The following is a 20,917-nucleotide window of genomic DNA, read 5'->3' on the forward strand; positions in this document are numbered from 1 at the left end:
CTGTCAGTCCTGCCAGGCGACGAACGTGGTCCAGGCGGCGGGCTCCACGGCGAACGTGGGCCCGTCGCTGACCTTCGAGTCCCGAAGGTGGACGGCGTGGGCGCAGGTGGCGACTTCTACGCAGTTGCCGCCCCCGCTGTCGCTGTATGACGACTTGTGCCAGTCGAAGGCGACCTCGACGCACTCACCGCCGCCGCTGTCGCTGTAGCTGGACTTGAACCAGTGCAGGGTGTCGTTCATCTCTGTACTCCCGCCAACTCCTCGATGAGGCCAAGCGACCTGCGCGGGTCCAGGGCCTGTGCCCGGATCTTCGCATACCGCTGCATGTGTGCACTCACCTTCGCCCGGTCGGTGATCAACAGGCTCTCGCCCTGAATCTCCAGGTAGGTCACGCGGTCGTGGGCCGGTGTCTCGATGACAGTCAGATTGCCTCGGTCTGCCGCGTACTCGTCGCCCAGACCGGCATTCAGCGACAGCACCTGGAGGTTTACGTTCCGCCTCCGTGAGCACTCCGCCAGGTACGCCAACTGCTCCCGCATGACCTCCTCGCTCCCGATCGGCCGCCGCAGAACCGACTCGTCAAGGATCAGCTCGATCTCGCACACCTGCTTGCGGTCGAACAACGCCTTCCGCGCCATCCGGGCGACGACCAGCTCCTCGACCCGCTCCGGAGTGGGCTCCGGATGCCCGCCCGCGATCAGCGCTCGCGCATACGCCTCCGTCTGGAACAGCCCATGCACCACGTGGTTCGCGTACAGCCACAGCGCCACCGCCTTCTGCTCGATCGGCGCGTAGCCACGGAACTGCTCCGGCAGTTTCTCCAGCCGTACGAGCTCCCGCATCCCCTCGAAGATGCCCGTCCCGCCGCCCAGGACGCGTTCGAGATGGACCAGCATCTCGTCGCTCACCGCGTGCAGGAGTCGTTCCATCGCGCTGATCGCCGCGCCGGTGTATCCCATCTGCGCGCCCAGCTGTTCCTGTGTCAGGCCCTTCTTCACCCGCATTCTCTTCGCCACCGTCGCGGCCATCCTTGCCGCGGGCCCCACCGATTCCTTGTTCTCTTCTCGCGCCATCGCGATCCCCATCCGAACTCAACCGGTCTCAACCGGTCTCAACTGCTCCCCGCCGAATTCGACTGCACACAAGGTGCGTTGGTGCAGGTCAAGGGGTTACCGACGCGCCCACCGCAGTCGTGGAAAACGCTAGCGGCGGCGCGGGAACATGTCCTCGTGAATGCAGAGAATCGGGAAGTAAACGCGGATTGGATTCCCAGTTCCGGATTCCAACTCCGCAAGGCGGGAGTGCAATTCGACGCGGTGCGGGTCGACGGCGCGGAGGGTCGACGGCTCGCGGACTGGATAGAGGTGCTGACGGGCGGCGACCCGGGGCCTGTCGTGATCGAGGCGAACGGGCGGCAGGGGGTCTACTTCCTCGTGCCGCCGGGGTCGACGGCGCACCGGGCGTGGCCGCGCGGGGTGACGCGGTTCAACGCGGCTCCTTCCCAAGTGAGTTACGTGCCGGTGCCCGCGTTGACGGGGAGGACCTGGCCGCTCGCCTGGCGGTTCCCGCCGACGGCGCCGGACCGGTTCGTGCACACGCTGCTGCTGCGGAGCGCTGTGACGGAGCTGTTCGCGGACCCGTACGCGTACGCGGACACGAGCGCTCGGGACGGGTGAAATTCTATTCTCGGCGGGAGGCGGCGGTATGTGCTTATGGTTCCGCCGTGACCGACTGGAACGGCATCGAAGCCGCCGACTACGCCCTCCCTGACGCCTCTGACCTGGAAGAACTGACAGGAGAGCTGTCCCGCGCGCTCGCGGATCCCGACCCGGGGATCCGTGACGGGGCGGCCTACTCGGTCCTCGCGACCTGGATCGAGCGCGGGGTGATCGACGGGCCCCGGAGGCTCGCGCTCGGCGACGAGATCGCGGCGCGCTTCGAGGACCCGGAGATCCAGGCCCGCACCTTCGCGCCGCTCGTGCTCGACATGCTCGTGAGCGAGGGGGAGCTCGGGGCGGGCTGGGTGGACGCGTTCGCGCGCTGGTACCCGGCGGAGAAGGACCTGCGCGGTCACGACGAGAAGCTCGGCTGGCTCCACGCGGTGGCGCACGGGGCGGACCTGCTCGGCGTGTTGGGGCGTCACGCCGAGGTGGACCCGGTGCGGATGCTGGAGCTCGCCGCCGCGCGGCTGACGGCGCCGACGGACCACGTGTGGGACCAGCTGGAGGACGACCGGCTGGCGCGGGCGATCGCCCGTGTCCTCACGCGCCCGGACCTGAGCGAGCGCGACGCGACGGCCTGGCTCGACGTGATCGCCGCCGAGTTCGGCGCGGACGACATCGGCGTCCCGGTGCGCGCCCACCTCTCCAACTGCCTGCGCACGCTCCGCATGTTGTACGTTCTCGCGGACCGAGGCGTCCGGATGACCCGCGACGGCGAGCCGCAGCCCCTCCGCCACGCCCCGGCGGTCAAGGCCCGCCTCGCCGAGGTCCTCGACCGGATCGTCAGGCGCTGATCGGCGGGCTTCAGGGAGGGCGCGGGGGATGCGCGGATCGACGACGACGAAAGGCGCGCCGCCGCCCGTTTCCGCTCCGGGGTGCGGCTGGTACTGGATGGCCGGCGCCCTCGCTGCCCTCGGCACGTACGGCGGCACCGCGTGGACCGTTCGGTCGTGGGCGAGCTGCCCGCTCGGGAACGACGCGAGCAGCAACATCGGGCTGAACGCGTTGATGCTGCTCATCTGGGTCTGCATGACACTGCTGCTGTCTCTGCTCCCGTTCGCGCTGCGGCGCCGGCCCTTCCGGGGCGGGCGGGCGGTCATGTGGCTCGCACCGCTCGCGGCGGCCATCGCCCTGACCCTGCTGTACCGGGTCGGGATGGAGTGGCCGTACCACCCGCCCGGGGGCCCGTGCACGGACGGCTATCCGATCTTCCCGTTCACGGGAAAGACGGGCCCGTAGCAGTTCGGGCGACTGCGTGCTGAGCGACGAAGCGCGGCGCCGGCGACGGACATACATCAATCTGGTACATAGGCTAGGGTTGGTACATGTCGATGAAGCGGACGAACGTGTACGCCGACCCCGAGGACCTCGCGATCATCAAGGAGGCCGCCAAGCGGCGCGGTGTCAGCGAGGCCGAGATCATCCGGCAGGGGATCCACCTCGCGGCCATGGCCAACCGGGTCTGGGATGAGCCCCTGTTCTCACGCACGTTCGAGGGGCGCGGTCGGACATTGGCCAAGACCGAGGTCCGCGATGTCGTGGCCGACGCCGTCCGACGTGAGCCGGGCGCGGAAGCGGAGACCGCTGCGTGATCATCGTCGTGGCCGACACCTCCGGGCTGCTGGCCGCCCTTGATTCCACCCACCCCGAGAACGCGGTCGCCAACGAAGCGATCCAGGCCGCGGGGTTGCTCGTCATGTCCCCGCTCCTGTTGGCCGAACTCGACCATGTGGCCACGCGTGAACTCGGCCGAGAGGCCGCGCTCAGCGCGGTGGACGACATCCGGCACTGGATGCGCCGGGGCCGGATCTCCATGCCCGAGATCACCGAGGACCGCCTGGGCGTCGCCCAGATGGTCCGGCTGCGCTACGGGGCGCTCGACCTCGACCTGGCCGATGCTGTCAACGTGGCTCTGGCCGCCGAGTACGACACGGACGCGATCCTCACCCTCGACCGCCGCGACTTCCGCGCCGTCCGTCCGCTCGGGCGCCACAAGGCGTTCCGGGTGCTGCCCGACGATCTCCCGCTCTGAGCCCGGCGCGCCCGGCGGATCACCTACTGGTGATCGGCCGCGACCGCCTCCAGCGCCGCCGACAGCCGCTCCAGCACCCGTACCGTCTCGTCGAAGGCCTCCTGGCCGCCCAGCGCGTCCATGAGGAGGGCCGCCAGCTCCGCGTGGCCCGGGTTGATGCGGGCGATCGCCGCGCGGCCCGTCTCCGTGGGGGTGAGGAGCTTGGCGCGGCGGTGGGCCGGGTTCGGCTCGTACGCCGCCAGGCCCTCCCGGACGAGCAGGTCCGCGATCCGCTGGACGCTCTGGCGCGTGATGCCCATGACGCGGGCGATCCCGGCGACCGGGAGGGGTTCCCGGAGTACGGCTCCGAGGACCTGCCACCAGGCGGCGGTCAGGCCCGCCGGCTCGGCCAGCTTCTCCGAGACGGCGAGGAACTGGCCGTTCAGACGGAAGACGCCCAGGGCCGTACGGGAGAGGGCGTCCTGCTGCTCGCGGCTCACGAGTTCAGTTCGACGAAGGCCGCCGGGTCCGAGTCGTGGAACAGGCGGTACCAGGCGTCCCGCTTTCCCTCGTACGCGCCGAGCCGGGCGAAGATCTCGCGGGCGAACGCGACCGGCTCCGTCGGGCCCGCCGTGATCAGGTCCCCGTCCGTCACCGCGTCCGCGTCGACGTAGTGGTCCCCGCCCTTGTAGCCGGTGGCGGCGAGGTAGAAGGAGACCGCGCTCGTGTGCGGGCGGTCGTCGAGCAGGCCCTCCTTCGCCAGGCCCGCCGTCGCGCCGCAGATCGCGGCGACCGGCACACCGGAGTCGAGGAAGTCACGGGCCGCGGCCGTGAAGGGGGCGAGCTCGTCGCCCTCGTCGTACTTCTCCGCGCCCGGAAGGATCAGCAGGGCGCTGTCCTCGGGGCGGAGGTCGGCGAGCGCGAGGTCGGGGACGATCCGGATCCCGGCGATCGTCGTGACGGGCTCACCGGCGACCGGGCCGACGGTCCGGATCGTGTAGCCGGCGCGGGCGAGCCAGGCCGTGGCGTGGCCCGTCTCCCAGTCGGCGAGGGTGTCGTAGACGGCGAGATGAACGGTCTTGGTGTCAGTCTCTGTTCCCATGACAGAAGACTGTCAGGATGACAGCTTGCTGTCAATAGCAGGGGAGGGGGAGGCGCGGCAGAGCAAGGTGTCGCGTCCCGCCCGGTCTCGGTGGACAAGATGGCCATGGCCCGCCCCACCTGCGATTCCTTACCCTCGTGCGCATGACCCCTCATGCCGCCGCACCCGATCCGCAGGCCGGCGCGGCCGTCAAGGCCGCCGACCGCGCGCACGTCTTCCACTCCTGGTCCGCCCAGGGTCTGATCGACCCGCTCGCCGTCGCCGGCGCCGAGGGTTCGTACTTCTGGGACTACGACGGAAACCGCTACCTCGACTTCACCAGCGGCCTCGTCTACACCAACATCGGCTACCAGCACCCCAAGGTCGTCGCCGCGATCCAGGAGCAGGCCGCGAAGCTCACCACCTTCGCGCCCGCCTTCGCCATCGACGTCCGCTCCGAGGCCGCACGCCTCATCGCCGAGCGCACCCCGGGCGACCTGGACAAGATCTTCTTCACCAACGGCGGCGCCGAGGCCGTCGAGAACGCCGTCCGTATGGCCCGGCTGCACACCGGCCGCACGAAGGTGCTCTCCGCCTACCGCTCGTACCACGGCGCCACCTCCACCGCGATCAACCTGACCGGTGACCCGCGCCGCTGGCCTTCCGACACCGCGTCCGCCGGTGTCGTGCACTTCTGGGCGCCGTTCCTCTACCGCTCGCCCTTCTACTCCACCACCGAGGCGGAGGAGAGCGCGCGGGCCCTCCAGCACCTGGAGGACACGATCGCCTTCGAGGGTCCCGCGACCGTCGCCGCGATCATCCTGGAGACCGTGCCCGGCACCGCCGGCATCATGACCCCGCCGCCCGGCTACCTCGCCGGCGTCCGCGAGATCTGCGACAAGTACGGCATCGTCTTCGTCCTCGACGAGGTCATGGCCGGCTTCGGCCGCACGGGCCAGTGGTTCGCCGCCGAGCACTTCGACGTCGTGCCCGACCTGATGACCTTCGCCAAGGGCGTGAACTCCGGTTACGTGCCCCTCGGCGGCGTCGCCATCAACGCCGAGATCGCCGCGACCTTCGACAAGCGCCCCTACCCGGGCGGACTGACCTACTCCGGTCACCCGCTCGCCTGCGCCGCCGCCGTCGCCACCATCCAGGTGATGGAGGACGAGAAGGTCGTCGAGAACGCCGCCCTCATCGGCGAGACCGTCCTCGGCCCCGGCCTGCGCGAACTCGCCGAGCGTCACCCGTCCGTCGGCGAGGTGCGCGGCATGGGCGTCTTCTGGGCGCTGGAGCTCGTCAAGAACCGCGAGACGCGCGAGCCGCTCGTCCCGTACAACGCCGCGGGCGAGGCCGCCGCGCCGATGGCCGCCCTCGGCGCCGCGGCGAAGAAGAACGGCCTGTGGCCCTTCATCAACATGAACCGCACCCACGCCGTCCCCGCCTGCAACGTCTCCGAGGCGGAGGCCAAGGAGGGCCTGGCGGCCCTGGACGCGGCGCTGTCGGTGGCCGACGAGTTCACCGCGTGAGCGGTGCGTACAGCATGTGATCGAGTCGCGGCGTAAAGGCGATTCGGGGAGGTTCCCTCCGTTTGGACTAGGGTGTCCGCAGCCGGACGGAGGGGACCGACCACATGCCCGCGAGCGGAGCTGTCACCCGCAACACCCTGCGACAGCAGATCGCGGACGCGCTCCGTGACGAGGTGCTCGCGGGGCGTCTCCAGCCGGGCCAGGAGTTCACGGTCAAGCAGATCGCGGAACAGTACGGGGTGTCGGCGACGCCCGTACGGGAAGCCCTCGTCGACCTCTGCGCACAGGGCCTCCTCGACTCCGACCAGCACCGCGGCTTCCGCGTCCACCAGTACTCGGTCGACGACTACCGGCGCATCGTCGAGGCCCGGATGCTCGTCGTCGACGGCATCTTCCGCCGCGACGCCGCCATGGTGCCGCCCCGCTCGGCGGTCACGGAACCCGACCTCGGGGTCGGGGTCGCGCTCGTCTCCGTACGGCGCAGGGGCGAGGCCGCGGCCCGCGCCGCCCGCGGCGGCGACCTGGACGTCCTCATCGGCTACGACATCCGCTACTGGCGCGAACTGGCCCGCCTGGTCGCCTCCAACGACTACATCGCCGACTTCCTGCACCGCCTCCGCGTCCAGGCCTGGGTCTTCTCCGTGCCCTACCTGCGCTCCGAGCGGGACATGCTCGGCTGGCTGTGGAGCGGACACGTCGAGCTGGTGGACGCGGTCACGCGCGGCGACGCCGAGGCGGCCGTCGCGGTCGTACGCGACTACAACACCCACTCGCTGGAGTGGGCCGACCGCCTGGAGGCCCGGGCCCGCTGAGGCCTTCCGCGCGTGCGCGGAGGGCTCCGAAGGGAACCCTTCGGGTTGAGGCCGGGGCTCCGGGGGCAGTTCCTGAGCGGGTGGGCGTGGTCGGCCCCGCCGACTACCCTGGCCGTCCCTGCAACTGACGGAGAGCGAGCCTCCCTTGGCCTGTGACCTGTGGCTGGTCCCCCTTGTCGACCTGCTGTGCCACAGCCCCGACAACCCCTTCGCCGAAGAGATAGCGGTCTACGACGCCGTGCTGAGCGCGTCCGGCCTGCCGACCGTGCCCGTCTACGCGTACATGCCGGGGCTCTCCGGCGACGTCGCCCCGATCGCGGGCTTCGACTACGAGGCCCTGCACTTCCTGCGCCGCGCGTACCTCCTCCAGGTGTGCGGGCTGCCGGTCGAACCGGTCGGCGAGCTCGGCGGGGACTACGAACAGCTCCTGGAGATGTTCGAGGCGACCGCGCAGCAGTCGCACCTGGTCTGGCACTACGACCACGCGGGCTCGTACGTGCCCGTCGACTTCCCGGCGCCGCTCTCCACCGACGAGCTCCTGGAGCGGGGCGGCCCGCTCGGCTCCTCGTACGGGCTGCTGCGGGAGCTCGAGTTCGTGGCGCCCGCGATCGGCATCGACCCGATGAACCCGCCGGCGACCCCGGTGCCGCCGGAGCGGCCGACCTCGCTGGAGGAGCCGGCCGGACCGATCCCGCACGACGACAGCCCCTTCGCGCGGGAGCGTCACGTGTGGCTGGGGCTGCACGCGGCGGCGACCCGGAGCCTGGCACAGGGCTCGATGATCATCCTGAGCTGAGACGGGCGGCCCGCCCCCTCCGGAGACGCTCCGGAGGGGCCCGGTCTGCTTCCGTAGACCTCAGCGGGCCTCAGCGCGCCTCGGGGGGCCGCTGGCGCGGCATGTTCGGACGGGTGCCCGGCGGCAGCGGGAAGCGGCCCGACGGGTGGACGCTCTCCGTGCGCTGGTGCACCACGCCCGCCGACTGGAGCATGAGCGGCGCGGGACCCGAGCGGAACTCGACCATCCAGTCCGCCGTCTCCGCCCGCACGAGCTCGGTCACGTCCTCCGAGAAGCGGCGCAGCACGCCCAGACATCGCTCGGCCGCCTCGCTGGCCGTGCCCTCCGTGGGGCCCAGGACCTCCCGGACGCTCTCCGAGGCCCAGTCGAACTGCAGGGCCTGGAGACGGCGCTGCACGGCCTGTGCCGTCGCCACGTCCCTCATCCAGCCGGACGTCAGCCCGAAGTACCGGTCGCAGGCCACGCAGGCCGCGCCGAGCAGCAGCGACAGATAGCCCCAGCCGGCCGCGCCGTCGGCCGCCCCGGTCACGTCCAGGAGCGGCAGCGCGGCACCCGCGATCACGCCGACGGCGGTGCCCACCCGCAGGATCCTGGCGCTGCGGCGCTTCCGGACCCGGTCGGAGAGGTACCACTCCGCCGTGCGCAGGGCATGGGCCTCGGCCCAGCGGTACAGCTCGTCGAGCCGCTCGGCGGGCTCGCCCCAGTCGCCCAGGGGGAACGGCGTACCGGTGAGATCGCGGTCCGGCCGCTCTGCGTCTTCCCGGTTCTCCCCGTTCTCCCCGTTCGCCCCGTTCTCTCCGTTCTCTCCGTTCCCCCCGGACTGACCCGGCGGCTGCATGTCCGGCTGCTGGCTCACCGGGGGACTCCTCTGTTCAGCTCAGCGCGCGTGTCCTTCTGTGACGTGCGGTGCACGTGGTGCCTGCCCTTCCTACCGCCGAATGGTGGGCGGCGGGCCCGGAATCCCGGGATTTCCGCCCGCAAGAGGGTGTTGATCAGGTAGAGAAGCCCGCAGTTTCTCACCCGAAAGAGTGATGGAGGCAGGGCGGGCGGCGACCACGTAGGCTCGGGCGTACCCGACATACGGACGTACCGAACCTCAGGAGTGACCGTGATTCCCGGTGGTGGCCAGCCCAACATGCAGCAGCTTCTCCAGCAGGCCCAGAAGATGCAGCAGGACCTCGCCCGCGCCCAGGAGGAACTGGCCGCGACCGAGGTCGAGGGCCAGGCGGGCGGTGGCCTGGTCAAGGCGACCGTCACCGGCTCCGGCGAGCTGCGCGGCCTCGTGATCGACCCCAAGGCGGTCGACCCGGACGACACGGAGACGCTGGCCGACCTGGTCGTCGCCGCCGTGCAGGCCGCCGGCGAGAACGCGCAGCAGCTCCAGCAGGCGAAGCTGGGCCCGCTGGCGCAGGGCATCGGCGGCATGCCGGGTCTGGGCTTCTGACCCGTACACCTTCAAAGGTGCACTTCCAGCCACTACCGTAAGAATCAAGCACCTCTGAGAAGGGCGTTCCGTTGTACGAAGGCGTGGTTCAGGACCTCATCGACGAACTGGGCAGGCTGCCCGGCGTCGGTCCCAAGAGCGCGCAGCGGATCGCCTTCCACATCCTCCAGGCGGAGCCCACCGACGTTCGGCGGCTGGCGCACGCGCTCCTGGAGGTCAAGGAGAAGGTCCGGTTCTGCGCGGTCTGCGGCAACGTCGCCCAGCAGGAGCAGTGCAACATCTGCCGAGACCCGCGGCGCGACCTGACCGTCATCTGCGTGGTCGAGGAGCCGAAGGACGTCGTCGCGATCGAGCGGACGCGAGAGTTCCGGGGGCGGTACCACGTCCTCGGCGGTGCGATCAGCCCGATCGAGGGCGTCGGCCCGGACGACCTGCGCATCCGTGAGCTCCTCGCCCGGCTCGCGGACGGTGCGGTCACCGAACTGATCCTCGCCACCGACCCGAACCTGGAGGGCGAGGCCACCGCGACGTACCTGGCGCGGATGATCAAGCCCATGGGGCTGAAGGTCACCCGGCTCGCGAGCGGGCTCCCGGTCGGCGGCGACCTGGAGTACGCCGACGAGGTGACCCTCGGCCGTGCCTTCGAGGGACGGAGGCTGCTAGATGTATGACGACAGGGCCGGCGCGCTCTCAGGGAGGCTCCTCGATGTCTGACGCCACACTGCACTCCGTCACGCAGGACCCGGACGACTTCGCGGTCCAGATCTCCGATTCGATCGAGAGCTTCATCGTCGCGACCACCGAGGTCGCCAAGGGCGACGAGCCGGACAGCGCGGTGCCCTTCCTGCTCCTGGAGATCTCCCAGCTCCTGCTCGCCGGCGGCCGGCTGGGCGCGCACGAGGACATCGTCCCGGACGAGCGGTACGAGCCGGACACGGGCCCGGAGCCGGACGTCGACGACCTGCGCGAGCGGTTCGCCGTGATGCTGGAACCGGTGGACGTCTTCTCGGAGGTCTTCGACCCGTACGAGCCGCGCAAGGCGCCGGTGCCGGCCCGGATCTCCGACAACCTCGCCGACATCGTCACCGACCTCCGGCACGGCCTCGCCCACTTCCGCGCGGGCCGCACCAGCGAGGCGCTGTGGTGGTGGCAGTTCTCGTACTTCTCCAACTGGGGCCCCACGGCCTCGGCCACCCTCCGCGCGCTCCAGTCCCTCGTGGCCCACGTCCGCCTCGACCAGCCCCTGGCCGAGCTCGACGGCCTCGACACGGACGAGGACCTGGCGGAGGAGGAACTCGCGGAGGCGGCGGGGCGCGTGATGCTGGAGGAGATCGCGGCACCGCTGGGCCTGCGGTCGCTCAGGAAGTAGAACCGGCACACCGCTCGGGCCGGTCCCCTGCCATCATGGCCCGATGGCAGGGACGGCGGACGCGTCGGGGGAACGGTCGGTCGCGGCGGGCGGGGACATCGGGTGGGTGCACACCGGCGACCGCGTGACCGTGCTGCCGACGGAGGCGCTCACCGTCGCGTCGGCGGCCGGACTGGTCCATCTCCCGGAGCCCACGCGGCTGTTCGTGGGCCGCACCCGCGAACTGGCCCTGCTGGACGAGGGTTCGGACCTCCAGGTCATCTGCGGACTCGGCGGCATCGGCAAGTCGACCCTCGCGGCCCGGTGGGCCGCGGACCGGACGGCCGATCACGCCGTCGTCTGGTGGATCACGGCCGAGACGCCCGCCGAACTCGACGCGGGCCTCGCCGACCTGGCCCGGGCCATGCAGCCGGGCGTCGTGGGCGTCCTGCCCGAAGACGCCCTGCGCGAGCGGGCGTTGCAGTGGCTGGCCACCCACGACGACTGGCTCCTCGTCCTCGACAACGTCGCCGCCCCGGCCGACCTGCGCCCCCTGCTCGCACGGGTGGGACGCGGCCGGATCGTCGTCACCTCGCGACGGGCGAGCGGCTGGCAGGACATCGGACGGACGGTGGTCCTGGACGTCCTGGGACCGGGGGAGGCGGCGGAGCTCTTCGCGGGGGTGTGCGAGGCGGACGCCGGCGCCGATGACGGACTCGACGCGCTCTGCGCGGAGTTGGGATACCTGCCCCTGGCGCTGAAGCAGGCGGCGGCGTACTGCGCGGAGGCGGTCATCACCCCGCGGGCGTACCTGGACCTGCTGGCCGCGTACCCGGGGGAGATGTTCGCGGCGCCGGCGGAGGGCGGCGAGGAGGGGCGGACGGTGGCGCGGGTCTGGCAGGTGACGCTGGACCGCCTCCAAGACACCCCGCTGGCCGGCTGGATCCTGGGCGTCCTCGCCTGGTGGGCCCCGGAGGGCATCCCGAGGCGGCTCCTGGACCCCTTGGGGACGCCCCTGGAGGTGACGGAGGCGGTGCGGCGGCTGCGGGCGCACAGCATGATCACGCTGGACGGCGCCGCCATCGGGGTGCACAGACTGGTGCAGGCGGTGGTCCGGGCGGGGGACGGGGGCGAGGGGCGGGAGGCGGCGGGGGCGTTGTTGGTGGCGGGGTCGCTCGGTGGGTCGTCACTGGACGAGGTGGTGGCGAACCCTGCCGTGTGGCGGACGGTCGCGGCCCAGGCCGAGGAATTCGCCCGGCTCACGGACCCGGAGGGGGACGACGCCACCTGGGCCATGCTCTTCGAGTGGGCCGGCCTGGTGTTCGAGCTGGGGACCGACAGGCGCGCTGTCTTCCTCGCCGCGCGGGCGCTCACCAGCTACACGCGCCTGTACGGGGAGGAGGACGAACGCTGTCTGCGCATGTCGGGCTTCGTGACGCAGTCACTCCACTTCCACGAGGGCTCCTCGACGGCGATCGGGCTGTTCGAGGAACATCTCGCGCTCCACATCCGGCTGTACGGCCCTGACGACCCCCGCACGATCACCGCCCGGGGGAAGCTGGCGGAGGCGCTCCTGCCCTCGGCCCCGTGCCCGGCCGAGGCGATGCTGAGGGAGAACGTCGACCGGTCGAGCCGGGCGCTGGGGCCGGACGCTCCGGAGACCCTGGCCGCCCGGCTCGCCCTGATCGTCGCGGATCCCGACCCCGGCACCGGCTGTCCGGAGCTGGAGCGGCTCTACGCCCGGGCCGCGGCGGTCCTGCCGAACGGACACGACGTGGTGGACGCCATCGAGCGGCAGTTCATCATCGCGCTGGCGGAGACGGGCAGGCCCGTACAGGCCCTCGCGCTCGCCGAGGCGGCGGCCGACGAGGTTCGGGCGCGGTTCGGCGACACGCATCCGCACACCCTCGACGCCCGCTCCTTCGTCGCCGTCGTCCTGGTGAAGGTCGGAGAGTTCGACCGCGCTCGGGCGCTGGCCCGGAGACTCCTGGGGCAACTCCAAGCCGTGCTGGGAGAAGGTGAGTTGACGCACATCATTCGGCAACTCGCAGAGGGAAAACTGTCCTTGGGTGACTGACGCCGTCATCATGGACCCATGGCAGCAACAACCCCCTCGAAGGCGCTCCTCCGGAGTGGAATCGGCGTCGCCGGAGTCGGCCTCGTCGCCCTCCTCCTCGTCGCCGTCGCCGACCTCGGCAAGGCCGATCAGATCGCCAGCGTCGCCGGAGCCGTGCTCGCCCTCGCCGGGCTCGGACTCTCCCTCTGGGCGCAGTTCGGGAGCCGGGGCCAGGCTCCCGTGGAGGCCTCCGGCGCCCGATCGGTCGCCGCCGGCGGGAGCATCGGGGTCGTGGTCACCGGCGACGGGGTGCAGGCGCCGCCCGTGCCGCCCGCCATGCCGGCCGGCGGGGCCACCGCCTCGGGGCCCGCTCCCGCGTCGGGCCCCGTCACCGCGTCAGGCCCCGTCACCGCCTCCGGTGACCGGTCCGTCGCCGCGGGCGGCGACATCGGGTCCGTATCGACCGGCGACGCGTGAGCGGGGGCGTCTCCGCTTCCGGGGAGCGGGCCGTCGCGGCCGGTGGGGACATCGGGTGGGTGCACACCGGCGACCGGGTGACCGCGCTGCCGCCGGAGGCCCTCGGGCCCGCGGTCTGTCCGCCCGGGCTCGTCAGCGTGCCCCGCAAGGCCGCCCACTTCGTGGGGCGCGACGAGGAGGGCGACCTGCTCGACCGCGAGGCCGAGACCGTCGTGATCTGCGGCCTCGGCGGGGTCGGCAAGTCCTCGCTCGCCGCCCGCTGGGCCCTGCGGCAGGCGGCGCACCGTAACCCCGTGTGGTGGATCACCGCCGAGAGCCGCGCCGACGTGGACGCGGGGCTCGCGGCCCTCGCCGCCGCGATGCAGCCCGCGCTGATCGACGTACTCCCGCAAGAGGCCCTGCGCGAGCGGGCGTTGCAGTGGCTGTCGGCGCACGACGGCTGGCTGCTGGTCCTCGACAACGTCACCGAGCCGGGCGATGTGGCGGGCCTGCTGGCCAGGACCGGCGGCCGGGGACGGATCGTCGTCACCAGCCGGACGACGGACGCCTGGTACGGCATCGGCCGCGTCCTCACCCTGCCCGTCCTGCCCGCCGCCGACGCCGTCGAGCTGTTCACCCGGGTCGCCACCCACGCCGGCCCCCGCGACACCACCGGCGCCGAACGGCTCTGCCAGACCCTCGGGCAGCTGCCGCTGGCCGTCGAGATCGCCGCCGCGTACTGCGGCCGCACGGCCACGCCCCCGCTCGCGTACCTGGCGGAGCTGGGCCGGCGCGGCGGCCCCGGCAACGCGGAGGAGGCCGTCGCCCGGACCCTGCGCGTCACGCTCGACCGGCTCGACGCCTCCGACCCGCACGCGGGGGAGCTGCTGCGGCTGCTCGCCTGGTTCGCGCCGGACCGCATTCCCCCGCTGCTCCTGCCGTCGACGCCCGAAGCGCGCGAGGCGCTCGGCGAGCTGGCCGCGCACAGCATGGTCACGCTCCACGAGGACGGGTCGGTCTCCGTACACCGGCTGGTGCAGGCGGTCGCCCGGCGGCCGGACCCGGAGGATCCGCACCGGGAGCCGGGGCTGATCGCGAGGGCGCGGGTGGCGGCGGAGACGGCGGTCGGTGCCGCCGCGCCGCCGGACAGCATGGATCCGGCGCACTGGGAGACGTGGCGCGGCCTCCTGCCGCACATCGAGGCGTACCTGCGGTTCTCCCCTCCGGGGGAGGACGACCAGCCGCTGCTCGGGACGCTGGTGGCGACGGGCCTGTACCTGGCGCTCAACGGACTGCCCGAGGAAGCGGTCGCCGTCCAGGAACGGGCGCTGGCCGGCGCCGAGAGGCTGCACGGCCCGGAGCATCCCTACAGCGTCGGGGTGCGCGGCGCGATGATCATGATCCTCGCGGAGGCGGGACGCGGAGCGGAGGCGATCGACCTCGCGGCCCAGGTGGTGCGGAGCATGACCGAGGTGTACGGGGCCCACGACCGGGTCGTGTTCCTGGCGCGGCGAAGCCTCGCGCAGGCCCACGAGCGGGCCGGTCTCGTCGACGAGGCGGTCGTCCTCCACGAGGGCGTCATCGCGGACATGATCCGCTTCCTGGGCGACGGGGACCCGGAGACGTCGGCGGCGTTCGTCGAACTCTCCGGGATCTACCGGTCCGCGCGCCGGACCTTCGACGCCATCGCGGCGGGCGCGCACGGCGCGGCCCAGCTGTCGATCGCACTCGGTGAGGACCAACTGGAGACCCTGGTGGCGCGGATCAGCCTGGCCGGTCTGTACGGGGCCGCCGGGCAGACCGAGCGGGCCCGGGCCGACTTCGAGAAGCTGCTGCCCGTCTGCGTACGCGTCCTCGGTGAGAACCACCCGCACACGCTCCTCGTGGTGGATGCCCTCGCGGGGGCGGAGGCTTTCGCGGAGGCGGAGGCCGAGTGATCACTCCCTGAGCGGCGCGTCTCACCATCCGATATCACCCTGGTGTTTCCGGGTCCCTCGTTAGACTGAGCCGATCGCAGCGCCGGCTGCGGCACACACTGAGCGAGGAGCGCACGTGGGCCTTGTCGTGCAGAAGTACGGAGGCTCCTCCGTTGCCGATGCCGAAGGCATCAAGCGCGTCGCCAAGCGGATCGTGGATGCCAAGAAGAACGGCCACCAGGTGGTCGTCGTGGTTTCCGCGATGGGCGACACGACGGACGAGCTGATCGATCTCGCCGAGCAGGTATCCCCGATCCCTGCCGGGCGCGAGTTCGACATGCTGCTGACCGCCGGAGAGCGGATCTCCATGGCCCTGCTGGCCATGGCGATCAAAAACCTGGGCCACGAGGCCCAGTCGTTCACGGGCAGCCAGGCAGGTGTCATCACCGACTCGGTCCACAACAAAGCGCGCATCATCGATGTCACGCCGGGCCGTATCCGTACCGCCCTCGACGAGGGCAACATCGCCATCGTCGCCGGCTTCCAGGGTGTGTCCCAGGACAAGAAGGACATCACCACGCTGGGCCGTGGCGGTTCCGACACCACGGCCGTGGCGCTCGCCGCCGCACTCGACGCCGAGGTCTGCGAGATCTACACCGACGTCGACGGTGTGTTCACGGCCGACCCGCGCGTCGTGAAGAAGGCGAAGAAGATCGACTGGATCTCCTTCGAGGACATGCTGGAGCTCGCCGCCTCCGGCTCCAAGGTGCTGCTGCACCGGTGCGTCGAGTACGCGCGTCGCTACAACATCCCGATCCACGTCCGCTCGTCCTTCTCGGGGCTGCAGGGCACGTGGGTCAGCAACGAGCCGCAAGGGGACCGCAAGGTGGAGCAGGCCATCATCTCGGGCGTCGCCCACGACACCTCCGAGGCGAAGATCACCGTCGTCGGCGTGCCGGACAAGCCGGGCGAGGCCGCGGCGATCTTCCGTGCCGTCGCGGACGCCGAGATCAACATCGACATGATCGTGCAGAACGTGTCCGCCGCCTCCACCGGTCTGACGGACATCTCCTTCACCCTCCCCAAGGCCGAGGGCCACAAGGCCATCGACGCCCTGGAGAAGGCGAAGGGCGCGATCGGCTTCGACTCGCTCCGCTATGACGACCAGATCGGCAAGATCTCCCTGGTCGGCGCCGGTATGAAGACCAACCCGGGTGTCACCGCGGACTTCTTCAAGGCGCTTTCCGACGCGGGTGTGAACATCGAGCTCATCTCGACCTCCGAGATCCGCATCTCGGTCGTCACCCGTGTCGACGACGTCAACGAGGCCGTGCGCGCCGTCCACTCCGCCTTCGGACTGGACAGCGACTCGGACGAGGCCGTCGTCTATGGAGGCTCCGGCCGATGACGCCGAAGCCGACGCTCGCGGTCGTCGGTGCGACCGGAGCCGTCGGCTCGGTGATGCTCCAGCTGCTCACGCACCACGCGGACGTCTGGGGCGAGATACGCCTGCTCGACCTCACGGGCCCGGGGACGGCGGTCGGATCCAAGGCCGCCGTCCGCGGGGTCGAGTGCGAGATCCTCGCGCTCGGCGAGGACTCCGAGGACGTCCTGGACGGCGTCGACCTGGCGCTCTTCCTCGTGCCCGAGGCGGTTGCGGCCCGGTGGGCGCCCGTCGCCGTCGCCAAGGGCGCGGTCGTCGTGGACACCTCCACGGCCTTCCGGGGCGACCCGGACGTGCCGCTCGTCGTCCCCGAGGTCAATCCGCACGCGGCGCGCGTACGCCCCCGGGGCATCGTCGCGAGCCCCGGCTGCACCACCCTCGCGCTGATCGCCGCCGTGGGCGCCCTGCACGCGGAGTCCGGGGTCACCGAACTGGTCGTCACCGCCCAGCAGGCGGCGAGCGGTGCCGGCGCCGGGCAGGCGGGCGTCGACGCGCTCCGCGCGCAACTCGGCCTGGTGGCCGGCGGCGAGCTCGGCACGCACCCCGGCGACGTGCGCCGCGCCGTCGGCGACGACGGCCCCTTCCCCGGACCCCTCGCGCTCAACGTCCTGCCCTGGTCCGGCACGGTCGGCGAGGACGGCGCCTCCTCCGAGGAGGAGCGCGTCCGTGACGAGACCCGCAGGGTCCTCGGGCTGCCCGGACTGCGGATCGCCGCCACCTGTCTGCGCGTGCCCGTCGTCAGCGGCCACTCCGTCTCCGTCCACGCGCGGTTCGAGCACCCCGTCACGGTCGGCCGCGCGCACGAGGTCCTGGCGACCTCGCCGGGGGTCGTGCTGTACGACGATCCCGGTGCGGGCGACTTCCCCACCCCGGCCGACGTCGTCGGCACCGATCCCGCCTGGGTCGGACGGGTGCGGCGGTCCATGGACGACGAGCGCGCGCTGGACTTCTTCGTCTGCGCCGACAACCTCCGCAAGGGCGCGGCGCTGAACGCGCTGCAGATCGCGGAATCGGTTGTCGCAGGTTTGTGGCATCTGTGAAAGCGTTGTGAGCAAAAAGGCGTCAGAAACCCCTTGAACTGCGGTGATTCCGTGTTCGACGATGCTCTTTCCCCATGTTGCAACCACGAGTTGCGTGGGGCGCGTCTCTGCGTTCACTCATGGCCGTCGGGCGCGGAACACGCTGCGAAAGCGGGGCATCGGGGGAGAACGGTTACGCATGAGGACAAACGGGTCACCATCGAATTCGGTGGCGTACGCGTACAACCCTGACAGGGGGAGACGTGTCCAACAGGCGTGGCAGAGGTACTCGACATCGCGACCATCGCTCCGCTGCGCGGCGCGGGCACAGTGGTGCTCCCCGTGCGGAGCACCGCCGTCATGCCCGTACGCGGCCCGGAGATCCGCCCCTTCGGGCGTCAGCGCGGGCTCGGTGGGATGCCGGTGATCTCCCCTGTGCCCGCCGGATCCCGCACGAGCACGATGGACGGCATCCCGTCTCCCCGTACGAGCGCTGAAGGGGCCATGGCCGCCGGCACCACCGTCGACCACCTGACCGAGACCTACCGCGCCCACTACCGGTCGCTGCTCGGCCTCGCGGCGCTCCTCCTCGACGACACGGCCTCCTGCGAGGACGTCGTCCAGGAGGCGTTCATCCGCGTCCACTCGGCCCGCAAGCGGGTGCGCGAGCCCGAGAAGACGCTCGCCTACCTCCGCCAGACCGTCGTGAACCTCTCCCGGTCCGCGCTGCGCCGCCGCATCCTCGGCCTCAAGCTGCTGTCCAAGCCGATGCCGGACATGGCCAGCGCGGAGGAGGGGGCGTACGACCAGCTGGAGCGGGACGACCTCATCAAGGCGATGAAGGGGCTGCAGCGGCGGCAGCGCGAGGTGCTCGTCCTGCGGTACTTCGCGGACATGACGGAGGCCCAGGTCGCCGAGACGCTCGGGATATCGCTGGGTTCGGTGAAGGCGTACGGTTCGCGGGGCATCGCGGCGCTGCGCGTCGCGATGGAGGCGAACGCATGAGCCACGAGGAGAACGAGCCCCGCGCCGCCGAGCGCGCCGCCGGCGCCGAGCCTGAGCGTGCTGCCGGTGCTGACGCCGAGCGCGCCGCCGAGCCTGCCGCCGGTGCCGACGCCGAGACCGCCGCTGGTGCCGAGGCCGACGCCCGTGATGAACGTGACGACCTGAGTGGACGACGGATGCTGAACATCGAGCCTGGTTCCGAGCCGGATTCCGAGCCCGATTCCGAGCGGGGCGCGGAGCCGGACTCCGTGGGCGGCTCCGAGAACGGCACCGTGGGCGGTGGCCTTTTCGGCGGCGGCCTCGGTGGCGGTCTGGGCAACGCCCTCGGGGGCGGTCCGGATGACGAGCTCGCGCTGCGGCGGCTGCTCCAGGGCGCCGTGGCGGGCCTGGAGCCCACCACCGGTTCGCTGGACCAGCTGCGCCGCGCCGTGCCCGCGAGGCGCGCCCGCAAGCGGCAGGCCGTCGTCGGCGCCGCCGCTGCCGCCGTCCTCATCGGGACGGCCGTGCCCGCCTTCGTGCATGTCGCGAACTCGGGCGGGGTCACCGCCGCCAACCCCGTGAACGCGGGCCACGGCGAGGACGCCCAGGGCGGCACCGGAGCCGAGACGGGCGTCGAGGGAGGCAAGACCACCAAGGCCCCGGCTGGCCAGGTGTCCCCGAGCCAGGGCGCGGTCGACGGAGCCACCGGCAAGCCGCAGCAGCCGGGCACCGGCACCGGCACCGGCGGGCCGCGGGTCTCGGAGAACCCGGTGCCCGGCGACGCGCCGCGGTGCCGCGCCGGTCAGCTCGGTGTCAGCGCGACCCAGACGGGCGGTCCGGACGGTTCGGGGAACGTGTACGGCACGTTCCGCGTCGCCAACGTCTCCGGGACGAGCTGCGTCGTGGACGGCAGCGGCATCGTCAGCTTCGAGGCGCGGGGCGCCGCCGACCCGGGCCGGATCTCGGTCGTCCGGCACACCGCGGGGGACGGCAGCGGACTGCCCGATCCCGCGCAGGAGGCGTCCGCGCTCCTCCTCAAGCCCAGCGGCTCGTACGAGGTGAGGTTCGTCTGGGTGCCGAGCGAGACCTGCCCGACGTCCGGGACCCCGACGACCGAGCCGCCCACCGCGCCGGCGACGACCGAGCCGCCCACCGCGCCGCCGACCACGGAGCCGCCCACCGTGCCGCCGACCACGGAGCCGGCGACGACGGCGCCGACCACCCAGGACCCCGGCACGGGGACGGGTACCGGCACGGGCGCCGAAGGCGGCACGGAGCCGCAGCTCCTCCGGGAGGACGGCGGTCCCGCGGACGGCAGCGTCTCGGTCAGCCACACGGCGGAGCCCGGCGGCCCCGTCGGCGTGGCGACCGTCGCGAACGCCTGCGCGGGCACCATCTACCGGACCGGTATTCTCGCCGGCTCCTGAGCTGGTTCGTGAGCCGGTTCCTGAGCTGGTTCGTGAGCCGGTTCCTGAGCCGGTTCCTGAGCCCGTCTCCTACAGGCCCAGCGCCTCGTCGCGGGAGGCCTCCGCCTCGCGGCGCACGAGGCGGAACCACATGAAGAGGACGAAGCCGGCGAAGACGAACCACTCCGCCGTGTAGCCGAGGTTCTGGAAGGCCTTCACGTCCAGGCTCGTCCCCGCGGCGGCCGTCGCCGGGACCGGCGTGAGACCGGCGGGGGAGTCGGTGAGGGTGATCCAGGCGTCGTAGACGTCGTCGGTGACCACGTTCACCAGGGCCGCCGCGCTGATCATGCCGAGCTGGCCCTCGGGGAGGCCGCCCGCGCTGTGGACACCCTTCGTCCCCGGGTTCTCCGAGGCCTGGAGCGCGCCCGTCACCGTGACCTCGCCGGACGGCGGGGCCGGGGCCTTCGCGCCCGTGGGGAGCCAGCCCCGGACCACCGGAAGCGAGCGTCCGCCGTCCGTCTTCAGCAGCGTGAGGACGTACGCACCGGTCCGGCCGTCCAGGTCACGCTCGGGGACGAGGAACTGCTCCCCGAACCGGCCGCGCGCCTCGGCGGGCCGCCCCGAGGTCTCCTTGTCCACCGGCAGGAGCGTGTCCAGCGGGGCCGCCTTCAGCGAGCCGGGGACGGGCAGCCGCTCGGCCTCCTGGTGGGAGTCGACGCGATCCTCGAACTTGCCCAGCTGCCAGGTCCCCATGAACACGCAGAACGGGATCGCCAGCAGGACGAAGACGTTGATCCCCCACCAGCGGGGCGTTCTCAGGAACCGGTACACACCCCCACGGTACGCAAGCGGGCTCGGCCCTCCGTCGCCCGGGTCCCCTGGGCGCGACGTGCC

At 71.9% G+C, this 20,917-nt stretch carries 24 protein-coding genes; 18 read left to right on the top strand and 6 right to left on the bottom strand.

What is annotated here, in order from left to right:
* Window positions 1–3: 3 nt before the first annotated feature.
* Both ACWFR1_RS17735 and ACWFR1_RS17740 read right to left on the bottom strand, forming a co-directional pair.
* Window positions 4–240 carry a DUF397 domain-containing protein gene (locus ACWFR1_RS17735; RefSeq protein ID WP_453552069.1) on the bottom strand — a complete coding sequence of 79 codons (237 nt, stop codon included), beginning with the start codon at window positions 238–240 and terminating at the stop codon, window positions 4–6.
* Window positions 237–1,085 carry a helix-turn-helix domain-containing protein gene (locus ACWFR1_RS17740; RefSeq protein WP_453552072.1) on the bottom strand — a complete coding sequence of 283 codons (849 nt, stop codon included), beginning with the start codon at window positions 1,083–1,085 and terminating at the stop codon, window positions 237–239. Before ACWFR1_RS17740 ends, ACWFR1_RS17735 begins: the two co-directional genes overlap by 4 nt.
* Before the next feature lie 144 nt (window positions 1,086–1,229).
* Here ACWFR1_RS17740 and ACWFR1_RS17745 point away from each other — a divergent pair, with 144 nt between their 5' ends.
* From ACWFR1_RS17745 to ACWFR1_RS17765, 5 genes are all read left to right on the top strand, one after another.
* On the top strand, window positions 1,230–1,676 hold the full coding sequence (locus ACWFR1_RS17745) for a hypothetical protein (RefSeq protein ID WP_453552075.1): 447 nt from the start codon (window positions 1,230–1,232) through the stop codon (window positions 1,674–1,676).
* A 47-nt stretch (window positions 1,677–1,723) separates the two neighbouring features.
* On the top strand, window positions 1,724–2,515 hold the full coding sequence (locus ACWFR1_RS17750) for a DUF2785 domain-containing protein (RefSeq protein WP_453552078.1): 792 nt from the start codon (window positions 1,724–1,726) through the stop codon (window positions 2,513–2,515).
* A gap of 28 nt (window positions 2,516–2,543) precedes the next feature.
* Window positions 2,544–2,960: a hypothetical protein gene (locus tag ACWFR1_RS17755; RefSeq protein ID WP_453552080.1), complete on the top strand. Its 417-nt coding sequence runs from the start codon at window positions 2,544–2,546 to the stop codon at window positions 2,958–2,960.
* 86 nt (window positions 2,961–3,046) lie between these two features.
* Window positions 3,047–3,313 carry a ribbon-helix-helix domain-containing protein gene (locus ACWFR1_RS17760; protein WP_453552083.1) on the top strand — a complete coding sequence of 89 codons (267 nt, stop codon included), beginning with the start codon at window positions 3,047–3,049 and terminating at the stop codon, window positions 3,311–3,313.
* Window positions 3,310–3,753 carry a PIN domain-containing protein gene (locus tag ACWFR1_RS17765; RefSeq protein ID WP_453552086.1) on the top strand — a complete coding sequence of 148 codons (444 nt, stop codon included), beginning with the start codon at window positions 3,310–3,312 and terminating at the stop codon, window positions 3,751–3,753. The genes ACWFR1_RS17760 and ACWFR1_RS17765 overlap by 4 nt, the downstream gene beginning before the upstream one ends.
* Window positions 3,754–3,776: 23 nt before the next feature.
* Here ACWFR1_RS17765 and ACWFR1_RS17770 read toward each other — a convergent pair whose 3' ends face one another.
* Both ACWFR1_RS17770 and ACWFR1_RS17775 read right to left on the bottom strand, forming a co-directional pair.
* Complete coding sequence (locus ACWFR1_RS17770) at window positions 3,777–4,232, bottom strand: MarR family winged helix-turn-helix transcriptional regulator (protein WP_453552089.1); 456 nt, start codon at window positions 4,230–4,232, stop codon at window positions 3,777–3,779.
* Window positions 4,229–4,834 carry a DJ-1/PfpI family protein gene (locus ACWFR1_RS17775; RefSeq protein ID WP_453552092.1) on the bottom strand — a complete coding sequence of 202 codons (606 nt, stop codon included), beginning with the start codon at window positions 4,832–4,834 and terminating at the stop codon, window positions 4,229–4,231. The genes ACWFR1_RS17770 and ACWFR1_RS17775 overlap by 4 nt, the downstream gene beginning before the upstream one ends.
* A 143-nt stretch (window positions 4,835–4,977) precedes the next feature.
* On the opposite strand from ACWFR1_RS17775, the gene ACWFR1_RS17780 reads away from it, so the two are divergent.
* The 3 genes from ACWFR1_RS17780 to ACWFR1_RS17790 all read left to right on the top strand — a co-directional run bounded on the left by ACWFR1_RS17780 (window position 4,978) and on the right by ACWFR1_RS17790 (window position 7,950).
* On the top strand, window positions 4,978–6,342 hold the full coding sequence (locus tag ACWFR1_RS17780) for an aminotransferase class III-fold pyridoxal phosphate-dependent enzyme (protein WP_453552094.1): 1,365 nt from the start codon (window positions 4,978–4,980) through the stop codon (window positions 6,340–6,342).
* A gap of 104 nt (window positions 6,343–6,446) precedes the next feature.
* The gene (locus ACWFR1_RS17785) at window positions 6,447–7,154 is read left to right on the top strand and encodes a GntR family transcriptional regulator (protein WP_453552097.1); all 708 of its coding nucleotides are present in this window, start codon (window positions 6,447–6,449) and stop codon (window positions 7,152–7,154) included.
* Between the two features lie 145 nt (window positions 7,155–7,299).
* Complete coding sequence (locus tag ACWFR1_RS17790; RefSeq protein ID WP_453552100.1) at window positions 7,300–7,950, top strand: hypothetical protein; 651 nt, start codon at window positions 7,300–7,302, stop codon at window positions 7,948–7,950.
* A gap of 70 nt (window positions 7,951–8,020) precedes the next feature.
* Here ACWFR1_RS17790 and ACWFR1_RS17795 read toward each other — a convergent pair whose 3' ends face one another.
* The gene (locus tag ACWFR1_RS17795) at window positions 8,021–8,788 is read right to left on the bottom strand and encodes an SLATT domain-containing protein (protein WP_453552212.1); all 768 of its coding nucleotides are present in this window, start codon (window positions 8,786–8,788) and stop codon (window positions 8,021–8,023) included.
* 270 nt (window positions 8,789–9,058) lie between these two features.
* On the opposite strand from ACWFR1_RS17795, the gene ACWFR1_RS17800 reads away from it, so the two are divergent.
* From ACWFR1_RS17800 to ACWFR1_RS17845, 10 genes are all read left to right on the top strand, one after another.
* Window positions 9,059–9,394 carry a YbaB/EbfC family nucleoid-associated protein gene (locus ACWFR1_RS17800; protein ID WP_453552103.1) on the top strand — a complete coding sequence of 112 codons (336 nt, stop codon included), beginning with the start codon at window positions 9,059–9,061 and terminating at the stop codon, window positions 9,392–9,394.
* Window positions 9,395–9,465: 71 nt separating this feature from the next.
* A complete protein-coding gene (gene recR / locus ACWFR1_RS17805; RefSeq protein ID WP_017240166.1) occupies window positions 9,466–10,065 on the top strand; it encodes a recombination mediator RecR in 600 nt (199 codons plus the stop codon).
* Between the two features lie 35 nt (window positions 10,066–10,100).
* Window positions 10,101–10,763 carry a DUF5063 domain-containing protein gene (locus ACWFR1_RS17810; protein WP_453552107.1) on the top strand — a complete coding sequence of 221 codons (663 nt, stop codon included), beginning with the start codon at window positions 10,101–10,103 and terminating at the stop codon, window positions 10,761–10,763.
* A 43-nt stretch (window positions 10,764–10,806) separates the two neighbouring features.
* On the top strand, window positions 10,807–12,819 hold the full coding sequence (locus tag ACWFR1_RS17815; RefSeq protein ID WP_453552110.1) for a tetratricopeptide repeat protein: 2,013 nt from the start codon (window positions 10,807–10,809) through the stop codon (window positions 12,817–12,819).
* An 18-nt stretch (window positions 12,820–12,837) separates the two neighbouring features.
* The gene (locus ACWFR1_RS17820) at window positions 12,838–13,275 is read left to right on the top strand and encodes a hypothetical protein (RefSeq protein WP_453552113.1); all 438 of its coding nucleotides are present in this window, start codon (window positions 12,838–12,840) and stop codon (window positions 13,273–13,275) included.
* Window positions 13,272–15,191: a tetratricopeptide repeat protein gene (locus ACWFR1_RS17825; protein ID WP_453552116.1), complete on the top strand. Its 1,920-nt coding sequence runs from the start codon at window positions 13,272–13,274 to the stop codon at window positions 15,189–15,191. The genes ACWFR1_RS17820 and ACWFR1_RS17825 overlap by 4 nt, the downstream gene beginning before the upstream one ends.
* Window positions 15,192–15,306: 115 nt before the next feature.
* Window positions 15,307–16,578: an aspartate kinase gene (locus ACWFR1_RS17830; protein ID WP_453552118.1), complete on the top strand. Its 1,272-nt coding sequence runs from the start codon at window positions 15,307–15,309 to the stop codon at window positions 16,576–16,578.
* On the top strand, window positions 16,575–17,654 hold the full coding sequence (locus ACWFR1_RS17835) for an aspartate-semialdehyde dehydrogenase (protein WP_453552121.1): 1,080 nt from the start codon (window positions 16,575–16,577) through the stop codon (window positions 17,652–17,654). Before ACWFR1_RS17830 ends, ACWFR1_RS17835 begins: the two co-directional genes overlap by 4 nt.
* 255 nt (window positions 17,655–17,909) lie before the next feature.
* Entirely contained in the window at window positions 17,910–18,638 is a 729-nt protein-coding gene (locus tag ACWFR1_RS17840; protein WP_453552124.1) for a SigE family RNA polymerase sigma factor, read from the top strand.
* Complete coding sequence (locus ACWFR1_RS17845; RefSeq protein ID WP_453552126.1) at window positions 18,635–20,044, top strand: hypothetical protein; 1,410 nt, start codon at window positions 18,635–18,637, stop codon at window positions 20,042–20,044. The genes ACWFR1_RS17840 and ACWFR1_RS17845 overlap by 4 nt, the downstream gene beginning before the upstream one ends.
* Window positions 20,045–20,113: 69 nt before the next feature.
* On the opposite strand, the gene ACWFR1_RS17850 is transcribed toward ACWFR1_RS17845, so the two are convergent.
* Entirely contained in the window at window positions 20,114–20,854 is a 741-nt protein-coding gene (locus tag ACWFR1_RS17850) for an SURF1 family protein (protein WP_453552128.1), read from the bottom strand.
* Window positions 20,855–20,917: the final 63 nt, after the last annotated feature.

This window comes from Streptomyces sp. NPDC055103, assembly GCF_053607625.1.

What these genes read in the sequence shown, in the direction of transcription:
- ACWFR1_RS17735 (WP_453552069.1), bottom strand. Translation starts at nt 240, where the DNA reads ATGAACGACACCCTGCACTGGTTCAAGTCCAGCTACAGCGACAGCGGC.
- ACWFR1_RS17740 (WP_453552072.1), bottom strand. Translation starts at nt 1,085, where the DNA reads ATGGGGATCGCGATGGCGCGAGAAGAGAACAAGGAATCGGTGGGGCCC.
- ACWFR1_RS17755 (WP_453552080.1), top strand. Translation starts at nt 2,544, where the DNA reads ATGCGCGGATCGACGACGACGAAAGGCGCGCCGCCGCCCGTTTCCGCT.
- ACWFR1_RS17760 (WP_453552083.1), top strand. Translation starts at nt 3,047, where the DNA reads ATGTCGATGAAGCGGACGAACGTGTACGCCGACCCCGAGGACCTCGCG.
- ACWFR1_RS17775 (WP_453552092.1), bottom strand. Translation starts at nt 4,834, where the DNA reads ATGGGAACAGAGACTGACACCAAGACCGTTCATCTCGCCGTCTACGAC.
- ACWFR1_RS17780 (WP_453552094.1), top strand. Translation starts at nt 4,978, where the DNA reads ATGACCCCTCATGCCGCCGCACCCGATCCGCAGGCCGGCGCGGCCGTC.
- ACWFR1_RS17785 (WP_453552097.1), top strand. Translation starts at nt 6,447, where the DNA reads ATGCCCGCGAGCGGAGCTGTCACCCGCAACACCCTGCGACAGCAGATC.
- ACWFR1_RS17795 (WP_453552212.1), bottom strand. Translation starts at nt 8,788, where the DNA reads ATGCAGCCGCCGGGTCAGTCCGGGGGGAACGGAGAGAACGGAGAGAAC.
- ACWFR1_RS17810 (WP_453552107.1), top strand. Translation starts at nt 10,101, where the DNA reads ATGTCTGACGCCACACTGCACTCCGTCACGCAGGACCCGGACGACTTC.
- ACWFR1_RS17815 (WP_453552110.1), top strand. Translation starts at nt 10,807, where the DNA reads ATGGCAGGGACGGCGGACGCGTCGGGGGAACGGTCGGTCGCGGCGGGC.
- ACWFR1_RS17820 (WP_453552113.1), top strand. Translation starts at nt 12,838, where the DNA reads ATGGCAGCAACAACCCCCTCGAAGGCGCTCCTCCGGAGTGGAATCGGC.
- ACWFR1_RS17835 (WP_453552121.1), top strand. Translation starts at nt 16,575, where the DNA reads ATGACGCCGAAGCCGACGCTCGCGGTCGTCGGTGCGACCGGAGCCGTC.
- ACWFR1_RS17845 (WP_453552126.1), top strand. Translation starts at nt 18,635, where the DNA reads ATGAGCCACGAGGAGAACGAGCCCCGCGCCGCCGAGCGCGCCGCCGGC.